Origin of the sequence: Pseudomonas japonica, from assembly GCF_013522925.1 — a bacterium.
GTDB lineage: Bacteria > Pseudomonadota > Gammaproteobacteria > Pseudomonadales > Pseudomonadaceae > Aquipseudomonas > Aquipseudomonas japonica_A.
On the sequence record NZ_JAAMQU010000006.1, the window covers coordinates 148,450 to 174,607 of the forward strand.

General features: G+C 63.6%; 25 protein-coding genes. 14 read left to right on the plus strand and 11 right to left on the minus strand.

Going from position 1 to position 26,158, the window contains the following annotated elements; translation table 11 throughout:
* Window positions 1-57: 57 nt before the first annotated feature.
* The 3 genes from G7016_RS11600 to G7016_RS11610 form a co-directional block, all read right to left on the minus strand.
* Complete coding sequence (locus tag G7016_RS11600; protein ID WP_181114236.1) at window positions 58-1,206, minus strand: mannitol dehydrogenase family protein; 1,149 nt, start codon at window positions 1,204-1,206, stop codon at window positions 58-60.
* 8 nt (window positions 1,207-1,214) lie between these two features.
* Window positions 1,215-2,225 carry a zinc-binding alcohol dehydrogenase family protein gene (locus G7016_RS11605; protein ID WP_181114239.1) on the minus strand — a complete coding sequence of 337 codons (1,011 nt, stop codon included), beginning with the start codon at window positions 2,223-2,225 and terminating at the stop codon, window positions 1,215-1,217.
* Window positions 2,226-2,449: 224 nt separating this feature from the next.
* Window positions 2,450-3,211 carry a FadR/GntR family transcriptional regulator gene (locus G7016_RS11610; RefSeq protein ID WP_181114242.1) on the minus strand — a complete coding sequence of 254 codons (762 nt, stop codon included), beginning with the start codon at window positions 3,209-3,211 and terminating at the stop codon, window positions 2,450-2,452.
* Window positions 3,212-3,425: 214 nt separating this feature from the next.
* Between G7016_RS11610 and G7016_RS11615 the strand changes: the two genes are divergently transcribed.
* From G7016_RS11615 to G7016_RS11635, 5 genes are all read left to right on the plus strand, one after another.
* Entirely contained in the window at window positions 3,426-4,166 is a 741-nt protein-coding gene (locus G7016_RS11615; RefSeq protein WP_181114245.1) for an SDR family oxidoreductase, read from the plus strand.
* A gap of 73 nt (window positions 4,167-4,239) precedes the next feature.
* Window positions 4,240-5,085: a fumarylacetoacetate hydrolase family protein gene (locus G7016_RS11620; protein WP_181114247.1), complete on the plus strand. Its 846-nt coding sequence runs from the start codon at window positions 4,240-4,242 to the stop codon at window positions 5,083-5,085.
* A gap of 67 nt (window positions 5,086-5,152) precedes the next feature.
* Window positions 5,153-6,439 carry an L-fuconate dehydratase gene (locus G7016_RS11625; protein WP_181114249.1) on the plus strand — a complete coding sequence of 429 codons (1,287 nt, stop codon included), beginning with the start codon at window positions 5,153-5,155 and terminating at the stop codon, window positions 6,437-6,439.
* Window positions 6,436-7,212: an SDR family oxidoreductase gene (locus tag G7016_RS11630; protein ID WP_181114252.1), complete on the plus strand. Its 777-nt coding sequence runs from the start codon at window positions 6,436-6,438 to the stop codon at window positions 7,210-7,212. The genes G7016_RS11625 and G7016_RS11630 overlap by 4 nt, the downstream gene beginning before the upstream one ends.
* Before the next feature lie 81 nt (window positions 7,213-7,293).
* A complete protein-coding gene (locus tag G7016_RS11635) occupies window positions 7,294-8,535 on the plus strand; it encodes a sugar MFS transporter (protein WP_181114254.1) in 1,242 nt (413 codons plus the stop codon).
* Window positions 8,536-8,547: 12 nt separating this feature from the next.
* On the opposite strand, the gene G7016_RS11640 is transcribed toward G7016_RS11635, so the two are convergent.
* Window positions 8,548-9,474: a LysR family transcriptional regulator gene (locus tag G7016_RS11640; protein ID WP_181114256.1), complete on the minus strand. Its 927-nt coding sequence runs from the start codon at window positions 9,472-9,474 to the stop codon at window positions 8,548-8,550.
* Between the two features lie 158 nt (window positions 9,475-9,632).
* Here G7016_RS11640 and G7016_RS11645 point away from each other — a divergent pair, with 158 nt between their 5' ends.
* The 5 genes from G7016_RS11645 (at window position 9,633) to G7016_RS11665 (ending at window position 15,762) form a co-directional block, all read left to right on the plus strand.
* Entirely contained in the window at window positions 9,633-10,562 is a 930-nt protein-coding gene (locus tag G7016_RS11645; protein WP_181114258.1) for a dihydrodipicolinate synthase family protein, read from the plus strand.
* A gap of 134 nt (window positions 10,563-10,696) precedes the next feature.
* Window positions 10,697-11,992, plus strand: a complete 1,296-nt coding sequence (locus G7016_RS11650; RefSeq protein ID WP_181114260.1) for an MFS transporter — start codon at window positions 10,697-10,699, stop codon at window positions 11,990-11,992.
* A gap of 10 nt (window positions 11,993-12,002) precedes the next feature.
* A complete protein-coding gene (locus G7016_RS11655; protein WP_181114262.1) occupies window positions 12,003-13,250 on the plus strand; it encodes an alpha-hydroxy acid oxidase in 1,248 nt (415 codons plus the stop codon).
* Window positions 13,247-14,221, plus strand: coding sequence for an NAD(P)-dependent oxidoreductase (locus tag G7016_RS11660; RefSeq protein ID WP_181114264.1), 975 nt, complete (start codon window positions 13,247-13,249; stop codon window positions 14,219-14,221). The genes G7016_RS11655 and G7016_RS11660 overlap by 4 nt, the downstream gene beginning before the upstream one ends.
* On the plus strand, window positions 14,209-15,762 hold the full coding sequence (locus tag G7016_RS11665) for a UxaA family hydrolase (protein WP_181114266.1): 1,554 nt from the start codon (window positions 14,209-14,211) through the stop codon (window positions 15,760-15,762). The genes G7016_RS11660 and G7016_RS11665 overlap by 13 nt, the downstream gene beginning before the upstream one ends.
* Window positions 15,763-15,864: 102 nt before the next feature.
* Here G7016_RS11665 and G7016_RS11670 read toward each other — a convergent pair whose 3' ends face one another.
* Genes G7016_RS11670 through G7016_RS11690 form a run of 5 tightly spaced genes read right to left on the minus strand, consistent with a single transcriptional unit; the run spans window position 15,865 to window position 21,252 of the window.
* Window positions 15,865-16,782, minus strand: coding sequence for an SMP-30/gluconolactonase/LRE family protein (locus G7016_RS11670; RefSeq protein WP_181114268.1), 918 nt, complete (start codon window positions 16,780-16,782; stop codon window positions 15,865-15,867).
* Between the two features lie 10 nt (window positions 16,783-16,792).
* On the minus strand, window positions 16,793-17,758 hold the full coding sequence (locus tag G7016_RS11675; protein WP_181114270.1) for an ABC transporter permease: 966 nt from the start codon (window positions 17,756-17,758) through the stop codon (window positions 16,793-16,795).
* Entirely contained in the window at window positions 17,755-18,738 is a 984-nt protein-coding gene (locus G7016_RS11680; protein WP_181114272.1) for an ABC transporter permease, read from the minus strand. Before G7016_RS11680 ends, G7016_RS11675 begins: the two co-directional genes overlap by 4 nt.
* The gene (locus G7016_RS11685) at window positions 18,735-20,189 is read right to left on the minus strand and encodes a sugar ABC transporter ATP-binding protein (RefSeq protein ID WP_181114274.1); all 1,455 of its coding nucleotides are present in this window, start codon (window positions 20,187-20,189) and stop codon (window positions 18,735-18,737) included. Before G7016_RS11685 ends, G7016_RS11680 begins: the two co-directional genes overlap by 4 nt.
* A gap of 25 nt (window positions 20,190-20,214) precedes the next feature.
* The gene (locus G7016_RS11690) at window positions 20,215-21,252 is read right to left on the minus strand and encodes an ABC transporter substrate-binding protein (RefSeq protein WP_181114276.1); all 1,038 of its coding nucleotides are present in this window, start codon (window positions 21,250-21,252) and stop codon (window positions 20,215-20,217) included.
* Window positions 21,253-21,536: 284 nt separating this feature from the next.
* Here G7016_RS11690 and G7016_RS11695 point away from each other — a divergent pair, with 284 nt between their 5' ends.
* Both G7016_RS11695 and G7016_RS11700 read left to right on the plus strand, forming a co-directional pair.
* Window positions 21,537-22,784 (plus strand): GAF domain-containing sensor histidine kinase, encoded by a 1,248-nt coding sequence (locus G7016_RS11695; protein WP_308812158.1) that lies wholly within the window; start codon window positions 21,537-21,539, stop codon window positions 22,782-22,784.
* Window positions 22,781-23,530: a response regulator transcription factor gene (locus G7016_RS11700; RefSeq protein ID WP_181114278.1), complete on the plus strand. Its 750-nt coding sequence runs from the start codon at window positions 22,781-22,783 to the stop codon at window positions 23,528-23,530. Before G7016_RS11695 ends, G7016_RS11700 begins: the two co-directional genes overlap by 4 nt.
* Here the strand turns inward: G7016_RS11700 and G7016_RS11705 are convergent.
* Both G7016_RS11705 and G7016_RS11710 read right to left on the minus strand, forming a co-directional pair.
* Window positions 23,509-23,865, minus strand: a complete 357-nt coding sequence (locus tag G7016_RS11705; RefSeq protein ID WP_181114279.1) for a hypothetical protein — start codon at window positions 23,863-23,865, stop codon at window positions 23,509-23,511. The two genes, G7016_RS11700 and G7016_RS11705, sit on opposite strands and share 22 nt — an antisense overlap.
* Window positions 23,866-23,867: 2 nt before the next feature.
* On the minus strand, window positions 23,868-24,038 hold the full coding sequence (locus tag G7016_RS11710) for a hypothetical protein (RefSeq protein ID WP_181114280.1): 171 nt from the start codon (window positions 24,036-24,038) through the stop codon (window positions 23,868-23,870).
* A gap of 246 nt (window positions 24,039-24,284) precedes the next feature.
* Between G7016_RS11710 and G7016_RS11715 the strand changes: the two genes are divergently transcribed.
* The gene (locus G7016_RS11715) at window positions 24,285-25,382 is read left to right on the plus strand and encodes an FUSC family protein (protein WP_181114282.1); all 1,098 of its coding nucleotides are present in this window, start codon (window positions 24,285-24,287) and stop codon (window positions 25,380-25,382) included.
* On the plus strand, window positions 25,375-26,148 hold the full coding sequence (surE, locus tag G7016_RS11720) for a 5'/3'-nucleotidase SurE (protein WP_181114284.1): 774 nt from the start codon (window positions 25,375-25,377) through the stop codon (window positions 26,146-26,148). Before G7016_RS11715 ends, surE begins: the two co-directional genes overlap by 8 nt.
* Window positions 26,149-26,158 lie beyond the last annotated feature (10 nt).

Genomic DNA, 26,158 nt, shown 5'->3' on the forward strand with positions numbered 1-26,158 from the left:
CGGCGGAGCATATCACAGCGGCTCAAGGGCGCCGCCTGGCGCCCGTTCCTCAGCGTTTTATTGCACAGCCAGTGCCGTAGTCAAACGCGGCTGCGCAAGGCCCGGTAGCCCTTGCCGCGCCATCTCCACAATGGGCAAGAAGCGCCGGCGTTTCTTTTCCTCATGGTTTCGCGCAATGTCCGCCAAATGGTGCTGCAAATAGGGGTTGAGGAACCGGTCGCGTACCGAGGCCAGGTAGTCGCGGGCCTCCGCCAGGCAACCTTGTGCGGCGAACACTGGCAGCACCTCTTCCTCCCAAACGTGCTCAAGGCTTTGGCGCAGGGCGGGGTCGTTCATGGCGTGATGCACGGTTTCCTCTGGGTCGCGCCCATCTACCTTCCACCGCTCGGCCAGCCAGGTATGCCCCAGGTTGAGCATGAACAGCTTGAAGTGCTCGTAATGGTCCAGCGTGTCGGTTACCACGATGGCGGGATGTTCGCAGGGCAGCACCAGCCCCTCCTGCCGCTCGATAGCCCATAGCGCATAGGGCTCGGCCACCGCGCCCACGGGGTCCAGGGGCTGAGGGACGATCCGGTCCACAAGCGAATTGGCCCAGCGGCAGGTGGTTCGAAGGTACGTGATGAATGACGGCGCAAGCGCCCACTGCTCAGCAATACCCACGACAAGCTCGCGCAGCACCTCGCCATTTCGTGACACCAACTCGCACGGGAACAACGACAGCGGCGCGGCGGGGTTGGCCTGCCAGCGGTCATGCAGCAGTACCAACAGCTTGGCCGGGAAACTCGCTGGCGCCGCCGCGCTCGCCTTCAATGCCTCGGGTGTATCCAGATCGCTCACTACATAGCCGGTGTCCGCGGTGTTGGAGATCACCACTTGCGCGTCCCACGCGAAGCGCTGCCTGATCAACGGCCAGTCTTCAGTAGCGCGCAGGGCACCGCTGACCGAGGATGACCAACGCACTTCGTCGATGACCTGCCCGTTATCGATGCCCTGGATGTGTACCGGATAGGCCGCGCCGGTAGCCAATGCCTTTACCCGCACGCTGCTGCCGGGGTTGTCGGTGGTCTGCACCACGGTAACCCTTCCCAATGCCTTGCCTTGCGCCAACGCTTCGGAAATGAACAGGTCGGCATGCGCCTGCAAGAACCGGCTAGTGCCGAATTGAAGGATGGGCGTTGCCGCTGATGTATCGGTTGTCGCACTCATGGCACACCTCAGCATTCAACGATGGCTTTGACCACGCCCTGGCTCGGGTCGAGCAGCTCGGTAAAGCGGGCACTGACCTCGCTCAAGGCCATGCGATGGGTGTTGAGCGCCGCGTCCGGAATCAAGCCTTCACGCAGGCATTGCTCCACATAGCGGAAGTCCTCCACCGTGGCGTTGCGGCTGCCCATGAGGGTCGCCTCGCGCTTGTGGAATTCCGGGTCGGAAAAACTGATGTTGCCGCGCACGATGGACACCAATACGTATTTGCCACCGTGGGCGATGAATTCGAAGCCGCGCTCCATGGCGCCGGGATTGCCGGTGGCGTCGAACACCACGTCGAAAAACTCGCCGCCCGTGATTTCGTCCAACTGAGCCTTGTCGGCGTCACCGATCAACACGGCGCTGTCCACGTGCAGGTGTTGGGTACAAAACGCCAGGCGGTCCTGGCGGGTGTCCAGCACAGTGACCTTGGCCCCACGCAGGCGAGAAAAGATCGCCACCGCCATGCCGATAGGGCCTGTGCCCACCACCAGCGCGCGCTGCCCGGGCTGGATGTCCGAGCGGCGTACCGCATGGGCGCCGATGGACAGGAATTCGATCATGGCGGCCTGGTCCAGGGTCACCCCTTCGGCCTTGAGCACGAACGCATGGGGCAGGCTCAGGTATTCGGTGAATGCTCCGTCCCGGTGCACGCCCAACACCTGAATACGCACGCAACAGTTGGTTTTGCCCTGTCGGCAGGCGATGCACTCGCCACAGGACAGGTAGGGCATCACATACACCAGGTCGCCCGGCTCAAGGCCGCTGCCCTCCTCGCTTTGTTCTACCAAGCCAGAAAACTCATGCCCCATCACACGCGGGTAGTCGAGGAAAGGTTGGTTGCCGTTGAAGATGTGCAGGTCGGTGCCGCACACACCCACACGCTTGATCCGGACCAGGGTTTCACCCGGCGCCCGCAGCGGCCGGGGTCGATCCTGGGCGAGAAGTGTTCCGGGCTTGTCGCAAACGACGGTGAGCATGGCGTTCTCCAGGCCGGGCACGCCGACACGCTGTGGGCAATGCCCGCTAGCGGCCCGTGCGGGCGCTTTTATTGTTGTTGAGGGGGAAGGCATATCCGCCATGAAGGGCGAATCGCCTCTGGAAGAAAACTACACACGCACCTTGCAACTGGCAAGACCAATCCTACTTATAAGTTAAGTGGCCTTACCAAACCCGGTTCCAGACTCCTTCACTGAAAGCCACTTCAGGCCGTACCCCGGCTGAAAATACGGATCACCTCGTCAAGGTGCGCTGCCATGGCGTCGCGAGCGGCCGCTGCGTCGCGGCGCTCCAGTGCTTCAAGCACTCGCCTGTGCTCGTGCTCGGACCGGAACGGCATGTCCTCGCTCGTGTAGTGGGCCTGCAAACGCTGGAACATGCTGCCGTAGCGATGCCCGAGCAGGTGCTGGATCATCAGCGCGTAGGCGGGGTTGCCCGACGCCTGGGCGATGCGAATGTGGAACAGCCGATCGCCCGGATGGGTATGTGAGCTCTCCCGGTTGTCCTGAGTGTTGCGTTCGAACGCCAGGCGAATGCCCTGCAATTCCTGCTCACTGGCGTTATCCGCTGCAAGGGCTGCGGCTTCGGGCTCGATCAGCCGCCGCGCTTGCAATAGTGCAAACGGCGGGATTTCGGCGCTGAAATCCACCTCGATGCCCAGCTCCGGGTCGATGTCGTTCCATTGATCCCGCGTAGCTTGTGTCATCACCGGCTCGTCCGACAGCTGTCGCACCGCCGGCTCACATACCAGCACGCCATTACCCACGCGCACTTCAACCAACCCCACCACTTCGAGCGCAATCATCGCCTCGCGGACCGAAGCGCGGCTCACGCCTAAAAGCTTGGCCAGCTCCCGTTCGGCGGGCAGGCGACTGCCGGGCGGGTATTCGCCACTGCTGATCAAGGCGCGGAGCTGATCGGCGATCTGGCGATAAAGCCTGGGGTTATCAATCACTTGAATGGGCATCTGACGTCGACTCGGCCTGTGCTATGCGATTTAACAGCGGCATCACCTTGTTGCATTGGCAACCTGGTGCTACACATAGGTCCAGTGGCCTGACCATTGGAGCAGCTGCGGTTGGCTGGATCATAGCAAGGGTTCCAGCGCAACGTGCTCGTTTATGAGGCTGGCCACCGAACCTCGGACCACAGGCCCATCACATAAAAACAAGGGATCGAACATGGACCTCACCGGCAAGCGCGTGCTCATCACCGCGGCAGCCCAGGGTATCGGCCGCGCCAGCGTGGAAGCGTTCCTGGAAGCAGGCGCCGAAGTCTTCGCCATCGACATCAACCGCGCCGCGCTGGAACCCCTCGAAGGCGCGCACAAACATGTGCTGGACGTTACCGACACCGCCGCGATCCAACGCCTGGCCGCGCACACCGGCCCGCTGGACGTGCTGTTCAACTGCGCGGGTGTGGTGCACAGCGGCAACATTCTCGAATGCTCCGACGAAGACTGGCGCTTCGCTTTCGATCTCAACGTCACCGCCATGTACAAGATGATCCAGGCGTTTCTACCGGGCATGTTGGCCAACGGTGGCGGCTCGATCATCAACATGTCGTCGGTAGCGTCTGCCATCAAGGGTGTGCCCAACCGCTTCGCCTACTGCGCCAGCAAGGCTGCGGTCATCGGCATCACGCGCTCCGTGGCCGCCGACTTCGTGGGCCAGAACATCCGTTGCAATTGCATCTGCCCCGGCACCGTGGAATCTCCCTCGCTGCGCCAGCGCGTGGCCGAGCAGGCGGCGCGGGAACAGCGCAGCGAGGAAGAGGTGTACGCCGCATTCGAGGCCCGCCAGCCCATGGGCCGCCTCGGCACGCCCCAGGAAATCGCCCAGCTGGCGCTGTACCTGGGCTCGCCCCGCAGCGGCTTCACCACCGGCACCGCGCAGGTGATCGACGGCGGCTGGAGCAATTGAAGCCTGAGCGACTACCTCTTTCTTGATACGGCGCCAAACGCGCCACACCCTTTACCTCGAACAAGGAAACCCCATGAAACTGCTGCGTTACGGTGAACCTGGCCACGAACACCCCGCCCTGCTGGACAACGATGGCAACCTGCGCGACCTGCGCGACTTCATCGACGATGTGTCAGGCCAGGCCCTGAGCCCGGAAAGCATCGCCAGGCTTCAAGCGCTGGACCACTCGACCCTGCCCCTGGTGCACGGAAACCCGCGTATCGGCCCTTGCGTGGGCAATGTCGGCAAGTTCATCTGCATCGGCCTGAACTACGCCGACCATGCCGCGGAAACCGGCGCTGATATTCCTGCCGAGCCGATCATCTTCAATAAGTGGACCAGCGCCATCGTTGGCCCGAACGACAACGTGGAAATCCCCCGCAACTCGAAGAAGACCGACTGGGAAGTGGAGCTGGGCGTGGTGATCGGCAAGGGCGGCCGCTACATCGACGAGGCCAGCGCACTGGACCACGTGGCCGGCTACTGCGTGATCAACGACGTGTCGGAACGGGAATTCCAGATCGAGCGCGGCGGCACCTGGGACAAGGGCAAGGGCTGCGACACCTTCGGCCCCATGGGCCCGTGGCTGGTAACGCGTGACGAAGTGCCTGACCCGCACCAGCTCAACCTGTGGCTGGAAGTGGATGGCAAGCGCTACCAGAACGGCAACACCCGCACGATGATCTTCCAGATTCCCAAGCTGGTGAGCTACCTCAGCCAGTTCATGAGCCTGCAGCCGGGCGATGTGATTTCCACCGGCACGCCGCCGGGGGTGGGCCTTGGTTGCAAGCCGGAGCCTGTATTCCTGCGCGCGGGGCAGCGCATGCGCCTGGGTATCGAGGGCCTGGGCGAACAGGAGCAACTCACCGTCGACGCCTGACGCCGCGCATGGCCTGCCGTACGCGGCAGGTCGGTTCGTTCCGACAATAACGCCAATGGGAACCGCCATGACCACCATCACCGCCGTGCGCGTTGAAGACATCCGCTTTCCTACGTCCCAGTCCCTCGATGGCTCGGACGCCATGAACCCCGACCCCGATTACTCCGCCGCCTATGTAATCCTCGAAACGGACCACCCTACCCTGCAAGGCCATGGCCTGACGTTCACCATCGGCCGGGGCAATGAAATCTGCTGCGCGGCGATAAACGCGCTGGCCGGGTTGGTGATCGGCCTGAAGCTGGAGTGGATCGCCGAGGACATGGGGCGCTTCTGGCGCCACATCACCAGTGACAGCCAGTTGCGCTGGATCGGCCCCGACAAGGGCGCGATTCACCTGGCCACCGGCGCGGTGGTGAATGCCGCCTGGGACCTGTGGGCCAAGGCCGAAGGCAAACCGGTGTGGAAGCTGGTGGCCGACATGACGCCCGAGGAGCTGGTGCGCTGCATCGACTTTCGCTACATCACCGACTGCATCACCCCGGTCGAAGCCCTGGCGTTGCTCAGCGAACGCGCCACCGCTAAAGCCGAGCGGCTGGCGGCACTCCAGGCCGATGGCTACCCCTGCTACACCACGTCTGCGGGCTGGCTGGGCTACCCGGACGACAAATTGCGCCGCCTGTGCCAGGCCGCGATCGACGGTGGCTTCTCCCATATCAAGCTCAAGGTGGGCCGCGATCTGCAGGATGACATCCGCCGCGTGCGCATCGCCCGCGAAGTGCTGGGCCCGGATCGGCACCTGATGATCGACGCCAATCAGGTATGGGAAGTGGACGCCGCCATCGACTGGGTGCGTGAACTGGCGTTCGCCCGCCCCTGGTTTATCGAAGAGCCCACCAGCCCGGACGACGTGGAAGGCCATCGGCGCATTCGCCTGGGCGTGTCGCCAGTGAAAGTAGCCACCGGCGAAATGTGCCAGAACCGGATCGTGTTCAAGCAACTGATCATGCGTGAAGCCATCGACGTGGTGCAGATCGACGCGTGCCGCCTGGGCGGTGTGAACGAAGTGCTGGCGGTGATGCTGATGGCGGCCAAATACCAATTGCCGGTGTGCCCCCATGCGGGCGGCGTAGGCCTGTGCGAATACGTGCAGCACCTGTCGATGATCGACTACCTGTGCATCGCCGGCACCCATGAAGGCCGGGTGGTGGAATACGTCGATCACCTTCATGAGCACTTTGAAGACCCCTGCGTGGTCAAGGGCGCTGCCTATATGCCGCCGAGCGCGCCGGGCTTTTCCATCCAGATGAAAGCGGCGTCCAGGCAGCAGTTCGCCTTCAAGGGATACCGCTCATGAACCTGCATCTCATGGACAAGGTGGTCATCATTACCGGTGGCGGCTCGGGCATTGGTGCCGCGATTTCCCTCGGGCTGGCCGAGGAAGGCGCCATCCCGGTGATCTTCGCCAACCAGCCGCTTCCTGCTGCTTTCAGCGCGGAGCTGGACCGGCGCCAACCGCAAACGCTGTTCTTCCAGGTGGAGCTGCGCGACGAGGCCCAGTGCGCCGCAGCGGTAGCTCAGGTGTTGGCGCGCTTCGGCCGTATAGACGGGTTGGTGAACAACGCAGGCGTGAACGACAGCGTGGGCCTGGAGGCCGGCCGCGCGGCGTTCATCGAGTCGCTTGAGAAAAACCTCATCCATTACTACTTGATGGCCCACTTGTGCGTGGACGCGCTCAAAGCCAGCCAGGGGGCGATCGTGAATATCGGTTCGAAGACCGCGCTCACCGGCCAGGGTGGCACCAGCGGCTATACCGCCTCAAAAGGCGCGCAGTTGTCGCTGACCCGGGAATGGGCAGCCTCGCTGCTGCAGGAAGGGGTGCGGGTGAACGCGGTGATTCCCGCCGAGGTGATGACGCCACTGTACGAGCGCTGGATCGCCAGCTTCGACGACCCTGAAGCCCGCCTGGCGGCGATCGTCGGGAAAATCCCGCTGGGCCAGCGCATGACCACCCCGGAGGAAATTGCCGACAGCGTGCTGTTCCTGCTGTCCCCTCGCGCCTCACACACCACGGGCCAATGGGTAGTGGTCGACGGTGGCTACACCCACCTGGATCGGGCGCTTACTTAGCGCCGTAACCCCGCCGGAGGGTCACCGCGCACCGCTGTTCGTACACACGCTTCACACCTACAACAACAAGAGGAGAGCGTTATGTCGGCCAAACTGGGCAAGATCGAAACCCCCATATACACCCGCGCCGAACCGTCGGTGCGGCTGGCGCTGATGCTGGTGACCAGCCTGTTCTTTCTGTGGGGTCTGTCGTATGGCCTGCTGGACGTGCTGAACAAGCATTTTCAGGAAACCTTGCATGTGAGCAAGGCGCAGTCCGGTCTGTTGCAAGCGGCCTATTTTGGCGCCTATTTCATCATCGCCTTGCCGGCGGGTTTTCTGATGGACCGCTTCGGCTACAAGGCGGGCATCCTGCTGGGGCTTTGCCTGTACGCCGCTGGCGCGCTGTTGTTCATGCCGGCGGCCAATGCGGCCAGCTTCCCGTTCTTCCTGTTCGCCCTGTTTGTGATCGCGCTGGGGCTGGGCTGCCTGGAAACCGCCGCCAACCCCTATGCCACGGTGCTCGGCGAGCCTGGCGGCGCGGAGCGCAGGCTCAACCTGGCGCAGTCCTTCAATGGGCTAGGGCAATTCGTGGGGCCGTTGCTGGGCGGCATGCTGTTTTTCGGCGGGGCCAGCAATGACGGTGACAGTACCTCCCTGCAAACCACCTATGTAGTGATCGCGGCGATTGTGCTGGTGGTCGCGGCCATGTTCGCCCGTACCCCCATGCCCGATGCACGCGAGCGCACCACTCACGCACAAGGCATCACCGACAAAGGTCTCTGGCAACACCGCAGCTTCGTTGGCGGGGTAATCGCGCAGTTCTTTTATGTGGCGGCGCAGGTGGGCGTGGGGGCATTTTTCATCAACTACGTCACCGAACACTGGGCCAACATGAGCAGCCAGACCGCGGCCTACCTGCTGTCGGTGGCGATGATCTGCTTCATGTGCGGGCGGTTTTTCAGCACCTGGCTGATGGGGCGGGTCGCGCCGCAACGCCTGCTTACGGTGTACGCCTGCATCAACGTCGCCCTGTGCGCCGTAGTGGTGAGCGGGGTGCAAAGCCTCTCGGTGATTGCGCTGGTCGCGATCTTTTTCTTCATGTCGATCATGTTCCCCACCATCTTCGCCATGGGCGTGAAGGACCTGGGCGCGCACACCAAGCGCGGCAGCTCGTTCCTGATCATGGCCATCGTCGGCGGCGCCTTGATGCCCTACTTCATGGGGCTGGTGGCGGATCATGCCTCTACCGCCCTGGCCTACCTGTTGCCACTGGGGTGCTTTGTGGTGGTGGCGGTTTATGGGCGCGCATGTTCCCAGGCTAAGCCTGGTCCCACAGTGTGATCACCGCGCGGCTCACCGAGCCGATTGGCGCAGCAGTTCGATCAAGCGCTCCGCCGCAGGTGACAGCACGCTGCTGCGCCGGGTGACGATGCCAAAGGGCTGCGAGGGCGAGCGCAGGGCTACGGGCAGGATGCGCAACATCTTGTGCCGCTCGAACAGCTGGGCAATGTCGGTGGGCAACAGCGAAACCAGGTCCCGGCCCTGGTTGAGCAGCGCGACGGTGACGAACGTCGAAGCCGTGGACACGGTGTCCACGGGCTTGTCGATACCGGCCAGGTCCAGCTCGCGTTCGAGCAGGTCACGCAGCGGCATCTTGCTGGGGTAGGTCACCCATCGATACTGCGCAAGGTCACGCATGCACAGCTCACCCTGGGTTTTGGTCGAGTGGTCATACCCGGCAACCACTGACAGCGGCTCGTCGGCGAGCTTGAGGTAACGGTACCGGGTGGGGTGCGCGCTTACGGCAGACCGGCCGATGACCAGATCCAGGCGGCCGTCGTCCAGCTGCGCGAGCATGCGCGCGCTGGTGTCCTCCACGATTTCCACGGTTACGGCCGGCATCTGCGCATGAAGGGCATCCAGCGCGGGGATCACATAGGTCGGAATAGCCCCCATGATCGCGCCAATGGCCAGCCGGCCTGTGCGCCCGGCCCTGATATCGGCCATGTCGTCACACAGCAACGCCAGGTCCGTGGTGAGCAAGCGGGCATATTCGATCACGCGCTGGCCACACGCGTTGGGGATCATCCCGCTCGCCGATCGCTCGAACAGCGGCGCCTCGAACATCACCTCAAGCTCGTGCAAGGCCTTGCTGGCGGCCGACTGCGTGATCGACAGCACGGCGGCGGCCTTGTGCAGCGACTTGTGCTGGTCGAGCGCGGTCACCAGTTGCAGCTGTTTGAGGCGCAGCCTGGAGAGCAGCAGGTTGAGGGTATTCATGGGTGAGTCGAAAAACTCATCAGGGGATGGAAAGGACTCAATATACAGGCCGGAAAACGCCTCGGTATAGTCGGGCCATCAGCAGTCACCGCACCCTGTGAATATGCGCCTGAGCGCAGCGGTTGTCCCCTACCCCGCAGTCACGAGCACAGCACGATATGAATACCCACAACAAAAACCGCTATAGCGGAGTGTTCCCTGTCGCACCCACGATTTTCGACGCACACGGGCAGCTCGACCTCGACGGCCAGAAGCGCTGCATCGACTTCATGATCGATGCCGGCTCCGACGGCCTGTGCATACTCGCCAATTTCTCGGAGCAGTTCGCCCTCGCCGACGATGAACGCGACACCGTGATGAATGTGGTGCTGGACCATGTGGCCGGCCGGGTACCTGTGATCGTTACTACCACGCACTTCAGCAGCCAGGTGTGCGCCCGCCGCAGCCAGGCCGCGCAAGCCGCCGGGGCCGCCATGTTGATGGTGATGCCGCCCTACCACGGCGCAACGATCCGGGTGACCGAGCAAGGCATTTATGAGTTCTTCGAACAGGTGTCGAACGCGGTCAACATTCCGATCATGATCCAGGACGCACCTGTGGCCGGTACACCGTTGCCGGCGGCGTTTCTTGCCCGTATGGCGCGGGAGATCGAGAACGTCTCGTACTTCAAGATCGAAACTGCGCAGGCTGCCGCCAAGCTACGCGAGCTGATCGCCCTGGGTGGCGATAGCGTGGTTGGGCCCTGGGACGGCGAAGAAGCGATCACGCTGATGCCAGACCTGGACGCCGGCGCCACCGGCGCAATGACCGGCGGCGCCTACCCGGATGGGATTCGCAAGATCATCGAGGCCCATGTGAACGGGGATCGTGAGCGCGCGGCGGCGCTGTACCAGCAGTGGTTACCGCTGATCAACTACGAGAACCGCCAATGCGGGCTGGCGGCCTGCAAAATCCTGATGAAAGAAGGCGGCGTCATCCACTCCGATGCCGTGCGCCACCCACTCTCCCCGGTACATCCACAGATTCGCGAAGGGTTGCTGGAGGTCGCGCGCCGCCTCGACCCGCTTGTATTGCGCTGGGGGCGCTAGGAGCACCGCAGTACCTACGTAGGAAGCGGGCGAAGCTCGCGAATGTACTTCACAGGACAGTCGTTTCCGCTTTCGAGAGATAAGAAGTTCCTACACCACCCGCCCGATCTTATAAAAATAACAGGAGACTCGGCATGGATATGTCCCGCCTGCAAGGCACCAAGAAGACGACTGTGCGGTGGAAGATCTTTCTTCTATTGCTACTGCTCGTGTCCATCAACTACATCGACCGCGCGGCGTTGTCCGTGGCCATGCCGGCGATTTCCCAGGAATTTTCCCTCACCCCGGAGCGCCAGGGGCTGATCCTCAGCTCGTTCTTCTGGACCTACCTCTTCATGCAAGTGCCCTCGGGCATGCTCGCCGACCGCCTGAAACCTCGTACGCTGATCGCAGTCGCCACCATCAGCTGGGGCGCGTTCCAGGCCCTGGGCGCCGCGTGTACCGGGTGGTTCGCCCTGATGCTGACCCGCATGGGCCTGGGCATCGCCGAAGCGCCGATCTACCCGGTGGGCGGCAAGCTCAACGCGCTGTGGCTCACCCAGAACGAAAAAACCCGCGGGGCTTCCCTTGTGGATGCCGGCTCTGCGCTCGGGTCCGGCGTAGGCGCGGTGGTGGTCGCCTCCTTGATGGCCTGGCTTGGCTCATGGCGCGCGGCCTTCGTGGTCGCCGGGGTGGGCACCATCCTGTGCGGTATCTGGGCCTGGTGGTACATCCGCAATACGCCACGCGAGCATCCGTCGATCAACGATGCGGAAATCGCCTACATCGAACACGCCCACGCCGAGGAGGATGCACGCGAGCCGAAGGTGGCCGCAGGCGGTTCGCTGCTGAGGTTCTTCACCTACCGTTCGGTATGGGGCATGTGCGCCAGCCACACCTGCACCAACCTGGTGTTCTTTGGCCTGATGACCTGGCTGCCCACCTACCTGTTCAACGTCCACGGCTTCGACCTCAAGTCCCTGGGCGGCGCCACCTTCCTGATCTTCTTTTTCGGCTTCGTTGGCGAGGTAGTGGCCGGGCAGTTGGCGGACCGGTGGAAATCGGCCGGGGCGAGCGCCAACCGGGTATACCGCAGCATGATGATGATCGGCGCGGGCGCCGTGGGGTTGTCCATGCTCGGGGTGGCCTATGTACGCGCACCGTTCGCGGTGGTCGGGCTGCTGTGCGTGGCGCTGTTCTTCCTGCGCTGGTGCGGCGGCTGCAACTGGGCCACGCCGGCGATGCTGGCCACCCGGGCCCGTACCGGTGCGCTGAACGGCATCATGAACTTTGTGGGAAACATTGCCGGGATCTTTGTGCCGATCTTCATCGGCTACATCGTGCAGAACACCGGCTCGTATTTCCTGGCGCTGATGTTCTTCGTGGGCGTGGCGGTGGTGCAGATGCTCGCCGTGCTGTCCATCGACTATCAACGCAAGCTGCCGGTTTAGGAGGCCTCCCGTGCTACGTCGTCTCTATACAGGCCGCGACCCCCGCCGCGCGCACAGCATCGAAGACCTGCGCGCAATGGCGGCCCGGCGCGTGCCGAACTTCTGTTTCGAATACATCGAGGGCGGCGCCGAGGAAGAAACCACCTTGCGCCGCAACCGGGAGGTGTTCTCGGAAATCGCTTTCAAGCCCCGGGCATTGATCGACGTGTCCAAGCGCAACATCGGCATCGACCTGTTCGGCCGGCGCAGCGCGGCACCGTTCATGATCGGGCCCACCGGCTTCAGCGGGCTGCTCGCCCACGAAGGCGACATTGCGCTGGCAAGCGCGGCCGCCGCGGCGGGTATCCCGTTCATCCTGAGCAACGCGTCCACCGTGCCGCTGGAGCGGGTGGTCGAAGCCGCCGGTGGCCGCGTGTGGATGCAGGTGTACATGTACCGTACCCGCGATTTCGTCGCCAAGCTGGCCGAGCGCGCCGAACGTGCGGGTGTAGAAGCGCTGGTGGTGACCACCGACAGCGCGATCTATGGCAAGCGCGAATGGGACCTGCGCAACTATGCCCGGCCGCTGAAGCTGAACCTGCGCAATACCCTGGATGTGATCACGCACCCCCGCTGGATGACCGAGGTGCTGTGGCCCCATGGCATGCCGCGCTTCGCCAACCTGGGCGACCTGTTGCCGCCCGGCAAGGACAGCGTGAGCGGCGCGGCCACGGCACTTGCCAAAGAGCTCGACCCTTCGTTGTCCTGGGAGGACCTGCGCTGGCTAAGGGATCGCTGGCCACGGCGGCTGATTATCAAAGGGCTGCTGCACCCGGACGACGCCGCGCAGGCCGTGGCCATCGGCGCGGACGGCATCGTGCTGTCGAACCACGGTGGCCGCCAGCTCGATGGCGCGGTGTCGGCGATGGACGTGCTGCCCGAGGTAGTGGAAGCCGTGAAAGGCCGGCTGGCGGTCATGCTGGACGGCGGCTTCAGGCGTGGCAGCGACATCGTCAAGGCCATGGCCCTGGGCGCGGATGCGGTGCTGGTGGGCCGTGCCACCACCTGGGGCCTGGCCGCCGGTGGCCGTGCGGGCGCCGATCGCGCCATTGAAATCCTGATGAACGAAGTGGACCGCGTAATTGGCTTGCTGGGCTGCGACAACATCGCTGCCCTTGGCCATCAGCATGTGCAATGGGCAGGCCGTGAGCTGGCGCCAAGGCGCGACACGCCTGCCTTGGCCAATCATCGAACGCTGTGCGCGGAGGCGCCGCAATGAACCAGACAGGCAACGAACCGACCAGCACCACACAACAGCGCATCACACGCGTTGGCATGGTGGGGCTGGGCTTGATGGGCAGCGCCATCGCCGCGCGGGTGCTCGAGAAAGGTTTTGAACTGCGTGCGCTGGCGCACCGCAGCCGCACGGCCATTGAGGCATTGCTTGAACAGGGGGCCGGGGAGGCCTCCAGTGGGGCCGAACTGGCTCGCCATGCCGACGTGGTCATCCTCTGCGTGACCGGTACGCCGCAGGTGCGCGAGGTGGTGTTCGGCCCGGGCGGCCTGCTCGAAGGCGCGCACCCTGGCCTTGTCGTGATCGACAGCAGCACGGCCGACCCCGAACTGGCCGAGGAGCTGGCCACGGCATTGGCCAGCAAGGGCGCGGCGTTCCTCGACGCGCCGGTGAACCGCACCCCCAGAGAAGCGCGCGAAGGCCGGCTGAACGTGCTGGTGGGCGGTGAGGCGCAGGTGCTGGAACAGGTGCGCCCACTGATGGCCGCTTATGCCGAAACCGTGCATCACCTGGGCGCCCACGGTTCGGGCTATCGGGCCAAGCTGATTCACAACTTCATTGCCCAGGCCAATGGCGCGATCCTCGCCGAAGCCTTCGGCACTGCCGCCAAGGCCGGGCTCGACCTGCGCGAATTCGCCGGGGTGTGCCGGCTCAGCGGCGCCCACAGCAAAACCTTCGACCGCATCATCCCGTACCTGCTTGAAGGCGACGACAGCGGCCAACAGTTCGCCATCCGCAACGCCGCCAAGGACATGCGCGCGTACTCCCGATTAGCAGCGGAGCAGTCCTCGTCGGCGTCAATCGCTGAAGCGGTTCGGCAGGTGTACGTACTGGCGACTAATCTGGGGCATGGCGATCTCTACGTCCCTCACCTCTTCGACGTAATGAAAGCGCTCAATGGCTTGCCGCCGGCCCAGCAGGAAGACCACACCGAGGTACCACCATGCAACTCATAACAACAACAGGCAGCGAAACCGCCGCCAATGCCGTGATCCGCCTCAACCCGCTGGACGACGTGCTGATTGCACGCCAGCCGCTGGTAAAAGGCCTGGCCCTCCCTGAAGGCATCGAGGTGCTCGACGCTGTCCCTTCAGGCCACAAGGTTGCGGCCAGGGCTATCGCCGCCGGGCAACCGGTGCGCCGCTATGGGCAGATCATCGGCTTCGCCAGCCAGCCCATCGAAGCCGGCCAGCACGTGCACACCCACAACGTGGCCATGGGTGAATTTTCACGGGACTATGCCTTTGGCGTGGATGCCAAGGGCGCGCCCGCGCCAACCGACGAAACCTTCATGGGCATCGTGCGCCCGGATGGCCGGGTGGCTACCCGCAACTTCATCGGCATTCTGACCTCGGTGAACTGCTCGGCCACGGTGGCCCGGGCGGTTGCGGACTATTTCCGCCGGGACATCCACCCCGAGGCGCTGGCGCCCTACCCCAACGTGGACGGCGTGGTCGCCCTCACCCACGGCGTAGGCTGCGCGGTGGATTCCGGCGGTGAGGCCTTGGCGATGTTGCGCCGCACCTTGGGCGGTTATGCAGTGCACCCCAATTTCGCCTCGGTGTTGATGATCGGCCTGGGCTGCGAAACCAACCAGATTCCCGACCTGCTCGCCGCGCAAGGCCTGGAGAGCAGCCATTCGCTACGCACCTTCACCATCCAGGGCACAGGCGGCACCACTAAAACCATCGCCAGCGGGATTGCTCAGGTGAAGGAACTGCTAGCCGAAGCCAACCAGGTGGAACGGCAACCGGTGAGCGCTAGCCACTTGGTGGTAGGCCTGCAATGCGGTGGTTCCGACGGCTACTCCGGGATTACCGCCAACCCGGCGCTGGGCAATGCGGTGGACCGTCTGGTCGCGGCGGGAGGCACCGCGATACTCTCCGAAACCCCCGAGGTGTATGGCGCCGAGCACCTGCTCACCCGCCGCGCGGTGACTCAAGCGGTAGGAGAAAAGCTGATCGAGCGCATCCACTGGTGGGAGAGCTACTGCGCGCGCATGGACGCCGAGTTGAACAACAATCCTTCGGCGGGCAACAAGGCCGGCGGCCTGACCACCATCCTGGAAAAATCCCTCGGTGCCGTGGCCAAGGCCGGCTCCACCGATCTGGTGGACGTGTACGAGTACGCGCAGCCGGTAAGGGCTCACGGGCTGGTGTTCATGGATACGCCCGGGTATGACCCTGTGTCGGCCACGGGCCAGGTGGCTGGCGGCGCCAACTTGATCGCCTTTACCACGGGGCGCGGCTCGGCCTACGGCTGCGCGCCCTCGCCGTCGATCAAGCTGGCAACCAATACGCGGCTATGGGAAACCCAGGAAGACGACATGGACGTGAACTGCGGCGGCATCGCCGACGGCAGCATGACCATCGAAGAGCGCGGCGAACACATCTTCCGGATGATGTTGAGCATTGCTTCCGGGGAGCGCAGCAAGAGCGAGCAACACGGCTACGGCCAGAACGAATTCGTGCCTTGGCAAATTGGTGCGATTACCTGATCGCTTCACTGGTAAGAAGATACCGTTCGCGAGCTCCGCCCGCTTCCTACGAATTCTGGCATGCACCTGTAGGAAGCGGGCGGAGCTCGCGAATAAGGGCGATCAAGGCAGCTGCGCGCCGGCCACCGCCACATGGATCATGTACAGCGAGGTGTTGGCGGTGATGAACAGCCGGTTGCGGCGCGGCCCGCCGAAGGTGAGGTTGGCGACTTTTTCTGGCAGCAGGATCTTGCCCAGCAACGTGCCGTCGGCGGCGAAGCACTGAATGCCATCGCCGGCGCTGGTCCACACATTGCCTTCCACGTCCACCCGCAGGCCATCCGGGATGCCAGGCTCGATCTGCGCGAACACGCGCGAACCGCCCAGCCAACTGCCCTCCTTTACTTCGAAGGCGCGAATATGGTGGGGCGCATCGGGATGGTGCGAACGCGCTGAATCGGCAACATATAGCGTTGCGCCATCCGGCGAGAATGCAAGCCCGTTGGGCTGAGCAAAATCGCCTACCATACAGCGGACCTCGCCGGTGGTCGGGTCTACCCGATACACGTTACGCCCCGCCTGCTCGGGCTCGGCCTTGAAACCTTCATAGTCACTGAGGATGCCGTAGGTGGGGTCAGTGAACCACACCGCGCCATCACGATGCACCACCACGTCGTTGGGCGAGTTCAGGCGTTTACCCTCGAAGCGGTCGGCGATCACGGTGATCGAGCCGTCGGGCTCGGTGCGGGTCACGAGTCGGGTGCCATGCTCACAGGTAACCAGGCGCCCCTGCAGGTCCCGGGTGTTGCCATTGGCAAAGTTGGATCGGGGCCGAAACACCGACACCCCCTGCTCGGGCGTCCAGCGCAGGATGCGTTCATTGGGGATGTCGCTCCACAGCAGGTAACCGCCGTCGTTGAACCACACCGGCCCCTCGGCCCAGCGGCATTGGTCGTACAGGCATTCGAGTTGGGTGTTGGGCAAAATCAGCCCGCGAAAACGTGGGTCCAGCACTTCATAGACGGGTTCGGATATCGACATGGCCTGGCACTCAAGCAGCGCGGGCGGACGAGCGCCCGCTCACAGCGGTAATCACCGCGATAATGATCAAGCCAGTAAGGATCAGCCGCACCCCGGCGCTGGCGCCGAAGGTATTGAGCATGCTCACCAGCAAATACAGGAACAACGCGGCGCCCCAGATGCCAGGCACGTTGGAAAAACCACCGCCCACCGAGGTGCCGCCGATCACCACGACCGCAATGGAAGCCAGCAGGTATTCCTCGCCCATGCTCAGCGAGGCGCCACCGGAAAAGCCCGCCAGCAATACGCCGCACAGGCTGGCAAACACGGCGCTCAATACGTAGGTGGCAAAACGCACGCGGCCCACTCGCCCACCCGCCAGTTCGGCGGCGCGGGCGTTCTGCCCGATAGCCACGGTCCAGCGACCATAGCGGGTACGCGCCAAGACATAGCCCATCCCCACAGCCAGCACCGCCACGCTGATCGCCAGGTACGGCACGCCCAGCACGTTGCCGGTGCAGAAGCTGTAGAACAGCTCTGGTGGTTGAATGCGAACACTGCGGCCATAGGCGATCGCGGTGGACTGCAACAGGAAGCTGGCAGACAACGTGGCGATGATCGGCGGGATCCGTAGTACGCGGATCAACGCGTAGTTGGCGCAGCCCAGCAGCACGCCCAGGCACAGCACCGCTCCTACCCCGAGCCAGATCAAGTCCGCCTGTTCGTTCATCAGCTTCATGCCCACCGCGCCGCTGAGGGCGATGTTGGCCGGGATGGACAAGTCGATGTTGCCGGGGCCCGTGGTGATCACGAACATCTGCCCGATACCCACGATCACGAAGAACGCCGAAAAACTCAGCGCGCTGGACAGCAGCGAACCGCCGCCCATACCGCCAGTGAACATTATCGTCGCCAGCCATATGAGCAATGCGGCGAGGAAAGACCACAGCCAGGGTTTGCTATTGAGGCGCGAAAACGCGGAACGGGCGGACATCATGAGTGTGCCTCCAGGCGGTTCACGAACGCGCGCAATGCCAGCACCAGGATCAGGATCGCGCCCTGGGCGCCGATCTGCCAGTCGGGGGAAATATGCAGGAAGGACAGCAGTGACCCGGCCAGCACCAGGGTGAGCGCCCCCAGCACCGCGCCGATGGGCGATACGCGCCCGCCCACGAACTCGCCACCGCCCAGTATTACCCCGGCAATGGACAGCAGCGTGTAGCGCAAAGCGATGCTGGCGTCCGCAGAGGTGGTAAGGCCGACGAGGAACAGCCCGGCGAGCACGCCGAAGGTGCCGGCCAGCGCGTACAGGCCAACCTTGATCCGCAGCAAGGACCACCCCGCCTTGGCCACGGCGATGGGGTTGCCACCGGCCCCACGCAGCACTACACCCAAGGTGGAACGCATCAGAAACAGGTGCACCACGAGGGCCAGTGCGATGCACACGAAGATCGCGAACGGCAACAGCGGCGTTTTGTACCGCACGATGGCCTGCAACCACTGCGGCGCGGTACCGCCCGGGGCCGGCAGCAGCAGAATGGCGCCGCCCATCCAGATGAACGACATGCCCAGGGTGACCACGATAGAAGGCAGTTTGCGCAGGTGTATCAACGCGCCGAGCAGCGCATACGCGGCCACGCAACCCACCAGTGCCAGGCAGCCCAGCAGCGGGTGTTGGTTGAGCACCGTCGCGCACACGCACGCTACGAAACTGATGAAACTGCCCAAAGACAGATCCAGGTCGTTCACCGTGATGATCAGCATCTGGGCAATGGTCGCCAACGCGATCGGCACCGCCAGGTTGAACATCAGGTTCATTCCCATATAGCTCATGGCCCTAGGCTGCATCACGAAGATCACCACCAGCAGCACCGCCAGCGACACGCCCGGTAGCGCGCCGCGCAGCAAACGGGCCACATTGAGCCGCGCTGGCCTGGCCACCGTAGCCTTCAGGGGAATGGGTGTAGACGCATTCATACGAGCTGTTCCTCGAAGGAGCACCGCAGGATCTGCTCCTCGCTGAGCTGGTTGCGTGGAAGGTCCAGCACCGCCTGGCCGTCGCGGAACACATACACGTGATCGCAGTGGTCCAGCTCTTCCAGTTCGGTGGTGTACCAGATGAACGTGCGGCCTTTGGCGGCTTCCTCGGCAATGATCGAATACACCTCCCGCTTGGTGTTCACGTCCACGCCGCGCATGGGGTCGTCCATCAGGATCACCTTGCTGCTGGACGCCAGGGCGCGGGCGAACAGCGCCTTTTGCTGATTGCCGCCGGACAGCGACAGGATCGGGTTGGCCATGTCGGGCGTGCGAATGCTCATGCGCTCGCGCCATTGCTCGGCCATGGCGCGTTCGGCGTCGGGGTCGATCAGGGCACCACGGCGCAGTTGCCCCAGGGAGCTCACGGTGATGTTCTCGGCGATGGACCACAGCGGGAATACCCCGTCGGTTTGCCGATCACCGGCCACCAGCGCGGCGCCCTGGCCGCTGGCGATGCACCGGCGCAGCACCTGGGTCAGCCATTGGCTTTGGCCATGCCCGGCCAGGCCCGCCAGGCCGACGATTTCCCCGGCGTGGGCGTCGACGGTGCGGCCGTCCCGTTGCCGTGAAGGTTGCTGGGAAATCACCGGTGTGCCTTGCAGGCGCTTGGAGGCAAACGCCTGGCGCTCGGCCGTGGCTTTGGCGGCGCTGCCCATGCACTCCACCAGCGAAGCGTGGTCGAAGTTTTTCGCGGGGCGAATGTCTACCACACCGCCGTCGCGCATCACTGCGATGCGATCGCAGGTGCCCAGCATCTCGGCCAGGATATGGCTGATCAACACGATGCTGCCGCCCTTGGCCACGAAGCGCCGCACAAAACGCAGCAGTTGCTCAGCTACCCGGGCGTCCAGTGACGACGTGGGCTCGTCGAGAATCACCAGTTTCAACGGCTCGTCCACGTGCACGAAGGCCCGGGCGATTTCCACCATCTGCCGTTTGCCGATGGACAGGTCGGCCACGGTGTCGTCCGGGTCGATGCCATGGCCGGGAAAGATCTCGTCCAGGCAGGCCAGCACCCGTGCCCTCGCCTCGCGGCGCCATCCGAAGCCGCGAATGGCGGGCGACATCAGCCGGGTGTTCTCGGCAATGCTCAGGTTCGGGCACAGGGACAGCTCCTGAAACACGCAACGAATGCCATGCTGACGCGCCAGCTGCACGTTATAGCTGGCGCGCAGGTCGCGGCCTTCGACCTGCATAGTGCCGGTGTCCGCCGCCAGGGTGCCGGCCAGCACCTGCATCAACGTCGATTTGCCCGCGCCGTTGTGGCCGATCAGGCCCAGGCATTCCCCGGCGTGGAAACTCAGGTCCACGTTGTTCAACGCGCGCACCGCGCCGAACGACTTGCTGGTGCCCTTGAAGGTCACCAGCGCTCGCTGGATCGTGCTCATGTGTGCTCCCAGGCGGCAGGGTCGGTCAGTTGGCGGTCAGCGCCGCGGCGGGTTTGGCCTGCAGCTTGGCAACGTCGTCCACGGTATACACCTGGGTCACGATGCCGCCCTTCTCCACACCTTTGAGGGCGGTGTCGAGGTTGTCCTGGGTCACGCTGAGTGCTGGCGACAGCAGGTCGTGAGGCAACTGTTTGCCATCGAGCAACTGCTGCGCCACCCAGAACGCCAGGCTGGAAATGCTGGGGGCGCTGGAAATGGAGAACGACTGGTAGCCGTTGGCGTCGCGCTGTTTTTTCCACCACGACAGCTCTTCTTCGCGGTTGCCGAATATGATCGTGGGGGTTGGCCGGCCCGCATTGGCGAAGGCCTGGGCGGCACCGTAGCCGTCGTCACCCTGGGTGACCACCGCATCGACCTTGGGCAGGCTGGGCAGGATACCCGCCACGGCTTTCTGCGCCACGGTCTGGGTCCAGTTACCGTTCACCGAGCCTACGATTTTCAGGTTGGGGTATTTCTGCGCGCCGGCCACGATGCCGCTGTGGATCTGCTCGTCCACGGACACGCCGGCCAGGCCGCGGATTTCGAGTACGTTGGCGCCGTTCGGGAAGCGCTTGGCCAGGTAATCCATCTGGTCCAGCCCGCTTTGCTTGAAGTCCATGGAAATGCGATAGGCGCACGGCTCGGTCACCACGCCGTCGAACGACACCACGATGATCCCGGCGTCGCAAGCCTGCTTCACCGTGCCGTTGAGCGCCGTGGGCGAGGCGGCGTTGATCACGATCGCGTTGTAGCCCTGCAGGATAAGGTTCTGGATTTGCGCCGCCTGCTCGGTGGCCTGGTTCTCGCCGGTGGTGAGCGCGTCCGTGGAGGCGACCACGCCATCCTTGACGGCCTTGTCGGTGGTTTCTTTCCAGCTGGCCAGCATGTTCTGCCGCCACGAGTTACCGGCGTAGTTATTGGACAGGGCGATGGTTTTATCCGAGGTATCGGCGTGGGCAACAACGAATGGCGACAGCAGCAATACACTCGACAACAGCACGTGCCGCAATGGAGGACGTTTCATCAGCATGACCCTTGTTATTGTTGTGGGCTAGTGACGGCCGGCCGAGGCCGGTCGGTTTCATGACGTTCCGGGGCGAGTCTGCGCCTGGGATCCAGCGGCGTCTTCGGCGATCGGCGCACACGTTACGCAGGATCACGCACACCGCTTGCGGGATCCCGCACCCTGCGAGCGCACCCGCGCAAGCGCATGGCGCCCGGGCGCGCTAGGCTGTGCAGGTAGCGATCCAATGCGCCATAGTGCGATTGCCATACCGGCATGCCCCAGAACAATAAAGGCCAGGCACCGTGCAGCGTCCACACATCCCTCCTGAAAAAGTGCTGCAGCACTTCCTCGGCGTATCCCGCGCCCTCGCCGGGCTGCTGGATTTCCAATCCATGATCAACGCCGTGTCCCATGAGGTGCGCTACATCCTGCCTCACGACCACATCGACGTGAGCCTGCTGCTGCTCGATGGAGAAAATCACCTGCACGCGTATGAAACCGGCGTGCTCACGGCGTGGAGCGAATTCGTCGACCACCCGCTACCGATTGCCTTGAGCCCCATCCGCACCGTGCTGCAGGGCAGCGAGCCGTTCATCCTCACGGATAACGCCATGACCGATGAGCGCTTCCAGTTCCCCGGCGCCTTCAACCAGCCCATCTTCGATGCGCAACTGCGCAGCCGGCTGCATGTGCCGCTGCGCGCCTGCGGCGAGATCATCGGCGCGCTCAGTTGCTCCAAGCACAGCGCCAACTTCTATACCTTGGGCGACGTGCAATACACCCAACACGTGGCGGACCTGCTGGCCTCCTACCTTTATGCCCTGCGCCAGACCGACCAGGCCAAGAAGCTGGCCATCGCCAAGGAACGTATCGTTGCCCGCGAGGAAGGCCTGCGGCTGGGCGCGCTTCGCCTGACTGAAGAGCTGGAAAACGAGCGGCAGCGCATCGGCATGGACCTGCACGACCAAACTCTGGCAGACATGACCCGCCTGCACCGGCGCCTGGCGCGGCTGCAAACCACCGACGCCGCCATGGCCGGTGAACTGGCGCTGATCACCGAGGCGCTGCACGACAGCATGCGCGAACTTCGGTTGATCATCGATGCGGTGAAACCCACGGTATTGCAGCTGTTCGGCTTCGAGGAAGGGCTTGAAGACCTGCTGCTGCGCAGCGTGCGCAACAGCGGCCTGGCTATCGAAACGCACCTGTACGACCACACCGATGGCCAGGCCAATCGCCTCGCTGAACCGCAGAAAGTAGCCCTGTTCCGGATCATTCAGGAAGCGGTGAACAACGCGATTACCCATGCCTCACCGTCCACCATCGACGTGATGATTCACGGTAGCCAACAGCACCTGGAACTGACGATCCTCGACGACGGCCTTGGGCTGGATGTGAAGGACCTGCTCAAGACCGGCGGCATCCGGAACATGCAGATCCGCGCGCGCTTGCTGGGCGCCAACGTGCACATCGACCGCGGCCCCGGGAACAAGGGCACGCGGGTGAAAATCCGCATGCCTTTGGGCAGCGCACCGCTGGAGCAGCCATGAACATTCTATTGGTGGAAGACGACCCGGTTCACCGGGCATTCCTGAAGGAAGTGATCGAAGCGGCGTTGCCCGAGTGCGAGCAACTGCTTGAGGGCCAGAACGGCCTGGAAGGCGTACACCTGGCCCACGCGCACCAGATAAACGCCGTGGTGATGGACCTGCAAATGCCCCAGCGCACCGGCGTGGAAGCGGCCAAGACTATCTGGAAGGACCGCCCCGACACTTCCATCCTGTTCTGGTCCAACTACGCCGACGAGGCTTACGTGCGCGGCATCGCCCGCATCGTGCCGCCGGGCGCGGCCTATGGCTACATCCTCAAGACCGCTTCCGAAGAACGCCTGCGTCTGGCGCTACGAAGCCTGTTCATCGAACAGCAGTGCGTGATCGACAGGGAAGTGCGCGGTGTGCAGCAGAAAACCCAGGACCTGCGTAACGGCCTTACCGACAACGAATACGAGGTATTGCAGGACATCGCCCTGGGCCTCACAGACCGGGCCATCGCCAGCCGCCGCAACCTTTCACTGCGCACCGTGCAGAACCGGCTGCAGCAGCTGTATGAAAAACTTGGGATCTACCAGCCAGGGGAATCCGGCGAGCGGGCCGCCGCCTTCAACCTCCGGGCCCGCGCCGTGAACATTGCGCTGCTGCGCAAGTTGCTCAACCCCAATGCGCTGGAACAGGCCGAGGCCGAACTTCAGGCTTGGCTAAAGAACCCAATGAGTGATTACGTGCGTAGTTTGCCGTGAGGATGAGGCTGGCCAGTTTCCTGCGCCTTTTTTCGTAAATCGGAAGGGCGGAAAACTTCGCCCAGCACAAAAAACATACCCACGCCGCCAGCGATTGCCATGGATAATTTAGACTCCATGACAACCTGAATCCAATCTGGATAAAAGATACATCCGGCTATCAATCCAAAGGGCACGACCGATGTTCCGTTGAAGAAAGCCGTCACGCAAAGCGAGGTATTGATTTTCAATCCATGGCACCATTGCAGAATGATGCGAATGAGCACACAGATAACAGCGCCTGTAAATGTTGTGTTCTCTACAGTTGCGCTGGGAATGAGTTCAAAAAGCGCCACAGCTATGCCAGCAGTGAAAGCTTCATGAGCGCTACAGCGCTGCCGGCACCAATCACGCCGCCAACAACTTCCGTGAGGCCTTCAACGTGCCCACCGACCATATTAGTGGTCACCACGCCGACAAGAGCACCAGACAGTACAAGTCTGATTACCTTGAAAACACTTTGTTTCATTACAATGCAACTCCTTGTCGCCCGAAAGTTATGTCGCTTTTCTGCGTCGCAAAGATAACATTTCTCCCCATGCGCATCAAACCGAAGGACTTTCTTATAACCAACCGCGCATGATAGCCCGGCGCGCATTGCCCTTGCCCGCCCTCCCCCCAGCTACTACCCTTTCCTGCGTCACCCGGCCGCTGCGCCTGCTCTATCCTGCATGCGCGCCCTCCTTCACCCAACCCTCGACCCTGAAGCCCATTGATGACCGCCTCGCTGCCTTTGTTCCTTCGCCGACTGCTACGCCCCTTGCTCGACCCTTACCGCCGTTTTCGTCACGCCCGCTTGATCCATGCCGTGCGGGTGGCAATCGGGCTGGTGGCGACCATCCTGCTGACTACCGGTATCCATTTGCCTCACGGTGAATGGGCCTCGGTCACCATGCTGATCGTGATCGGCGGGCTGCAGCACCACGGCAACATTCGCCGCAAGGCCACCGAGCGGGCGTATGGCACCTTGATCGGCGCCGCCATTGGCCTGGCCATCGTTGCCCAGCAAAGCTACCTGGGCTGGTCATTGCTCACCTACGTGCTGATGTCCTCGGCCTGCGGGTTCTTCGCATATCACGCCATTGGCAAAGGGGGTTACACCGCGCTGCTGTCCGCGATCACGATCTTCATCGTCGCCGGCCATGGCGACAATCCCATGTCCGATGGTCTATGGCGCACCGTCGACATCCTGATCGGCAACGTGCTGGCGCTGGCGTTTTCCTTCGCGCTGCCGCTGTACGCCGTGTATTCGTGGCGCTACAACCTGGCAAGCAACCTTCGCGAGTGCGCCGCGGTGCATGGCCGCATCGTTGCCGGCGAAGCCGTTACCAGCGATGCGCACCTCAAGCGCATGCGCAACCTCAGTGCCTCCCTGGTGCAACTGCGCGGCCTGATGGCGTCCGTTTCCAAGGAAGTACAGATCTCGCAAACCGAGCTCGACGCGCTGCAGCGTAACCTGCGCCTGTGCATTTCCTTCCTCGAGATCCTGGCCGATACCCGCCCGCCTGCAGAGGATGCCGCAGCCATGGCGGCGTTGCGCTCGTCGCTTGAGGCCGAGCACCGCTTCATTCGCCGGCAACTGGTCGGCATGGCGCGCGCCCTCCGTGACGGCCACACCGAGCAGCTGCTGCGAGGGGCAGAACGCCCTGCCGGTCAACCCGCAGAAGAACTGCCCTACCCCGCACTGGACGGCTACCGGGCAATGACCCGGGAGCTGGCCGCCAACATCGACGACATGCGCCACCGCCTGGCCAAGACCGCCCCGCGCTGGAACTTCGCCCATTCCCCTCAGGAGCCTGATACCGATGACTGAACCACGCCTTGAACGTGTGCTGCTCACTAACGATGACGGCATCGACGCGCCGGGGTTGGCCGCGCTCGAAGCGGTGGCCGCCGAGTTGGGCGTCGAGGTTTGGGTAGTGGCGCCGGACCACGACCAGAGTGGCGTCTCCCATGCGCTCAGCCTGCATCAGCCGCTGCGGGTGACCCATCGCGGAGAGCGGCGTTTCTCTGTTTCTGGCACGCCGGGGGATTGCGTGGCCATGGCCGTTTGCCAACTGATGCCCGCCCCACCACAGCTGGTGCTCAGCGGCATAAACAAAGGCGCGAACCTTGGGCGCGAAACGGTGTTTTCCGGCACGGTAGGCGCGGCCATGGCAGCGCTGTTGTTGGAGCTTCCGGCCATTGCCCTGAGCCAAGCCTTCACTCGCCGCGACGCCGTGCGCTGGGATACCGCGCGCCAACTCGCCCCCGGCGTTATCCGTCAGCTATGGGCCGCCGGCTGGGCGCCCGGCGCTTGCCTCAACGTGAACTTCCCCGACGTACCCGCCGACCAGGCCGGCCCCTTGCAAGTGACCCGCCAGGGCCGCGGGCGTATGCGGGGGTTGGAGGTAACGGGGCGTACCGATTTGCGTGAACAGGCGTATTACTGGCTGAACATCAAGCGCGATGACACGCCCGATGCCCAGGACAGTGAAACCGCGGTGATTGCGCGGGGCGGGATTGCGGTGACGCCGCTGCACTTCGAGCGCACGGAAGAGCAGGCCCGCAGGGCCTTGGTAGATCGCTTGAGGGGTTAGGGAAAGGTCG

Coding starts and splice junctions, on each gene's coding strand:
- G7016_RS11710 (WP_181114280.1), bottom strand. CDS start 24,038: ATGAAACAAAGTGTTTTCAAGGTAATCAGACTTGTACTGTCTGGTGCT.
- G7016_RS11635 (WP_181114254.1), top strand. CDS start 7,294: ATGTCGGCCAAACTGGGCAAGATCGAAACCCCCATATACACCCGCGCC.
- G7016_RS11645 (WP_181114258.1), top strand. CDS start 9,633: ATGAATACCCACAACAAAAACCGCTATAGCGGAGTGTTCCCTGTCGCA.
- surE (WP_181114284.1), top strand. CDS start 25,375: ATGACTGAACCACGCCTTGAACGTGTGCTGCTCACTAACGATGACGGC.
- G7016_RS11680 (WP_181114272.1), bottom strand. CDS start 18,738: ATGAATGCGTCTACACCCATTCCCCTGAAGGCTACGGTGGCCAGGCCA.
- G7016_RS11685 (WP_181114274.1), bottom strand. CDS start 20,189: ATGAGCACGATCCAGCGAGCGCTGGTGACCTTCAAGGGCACCAGCAAG.
- G7016_RS11615 (WP_181114245.1), top strand. CDS start 3,426: ATGGACCTCACCGGCAAGCGCGTGCTCATCACCGCGGCAGCCCAGGGT.
- G7016_RS11660 (WP_181114264.1), top strand. CDS start 13,247: ATGAACCAGACAGGCAACGAACCGACCAGCACCACACAACAGCGCATC.
- G7016_RS11600 (WP_181114236.1), bottom strand. CDS start 1,206: ATGAGTGCGACAACCGATACATCAGCGGCAACGCCCATCCTTCAATTC.
- G7016_RS11625 (WP_181114249.1), top strand. CDS start 5,153: ATGACCACCATCACCGCCGTGCGCGTTGAAGACATCCGCTTTCCTACG.
- G7016_RS11620 (WP_181114247.1), top strand. CDS start 4,240: ATGAAACTGCTGCGTTACGGTGAACCTGGCCACGAACACCCCGCCCTG.
- G7016_RS11690 (WP_181114276.1), bottom strand. CDS start 21,252: ATGAAACGTCCTCCATTGCGGCACGTGCTGTTGTCGAGTGTATTGCTG.
- G7016_RS11650 (WP_181114260.1), top strand. CDS start 10,697: ATGGATATGTCCCGCCTGCAAGGCACCAAGAAGACGACTGTGCGGTGG.
- G7016_RS11715 (WP_181114282.1), top strand. CDS start 24,285: ATGACCGCCTCGCTGCCTTTGTTCCTTCGCCGACTGCTACGCCCCTTG.
- G7016_RS11700 (WP_181114278.1), top strand. CDS start 22,781: ATGAACATTCTATTGGTGGAAGACGACCCGGTTCACCGGGCATTCCTG.
- G7016_RS11605 (WP_181114239.1), bottom strand. CDS start 2,225: ATGCTCACCGTCGTTTGCGACAAGCCCGGAACACTTCTCGCCCAGGAT.
- G7016_RS11610 (WP_181114242.1), bottom strand. CDS start 3,211: ATGCCCATTCAAGTGATTGATAACCCCAGGCTTTATCGCCAGATCGCC.
- G7016_RS11670 (WP_181114268.1), bottom strand. CDS start 16,782: ATGTCGATATCCGAACCCGTCTATGAAGTGCTGGACCCACGTTTTCGC.
- G7016_RS11630 (WP_181114252.1), top strand. CDS start 6,436: ATGAACCTGCATCTCATGGACAAGGTGGTCATCATTACCGGTGGCGGC.
- G7016_RS11665 (WP_181114266.1), top strand. CDS start 14,209: ATGCAACTCATAACAACAACAGGCAGCGAAACCGCCGCCAATGCCGTG.
- G7016_RS11640 (WP_181114256.1), bottom strand. CDS start 9,474: ATGAATACCCTCAACCTGCTGCTCTCCAGGCTGCGCCTCAAACAGCTG.
- G7016_RS11675 (WP_181114270.1), bottom strand. CDS start 17,758: ATGATGTCCGCCCGTTCCGCGTTTTCGCGCCTCAATAGCAAACCCTGG.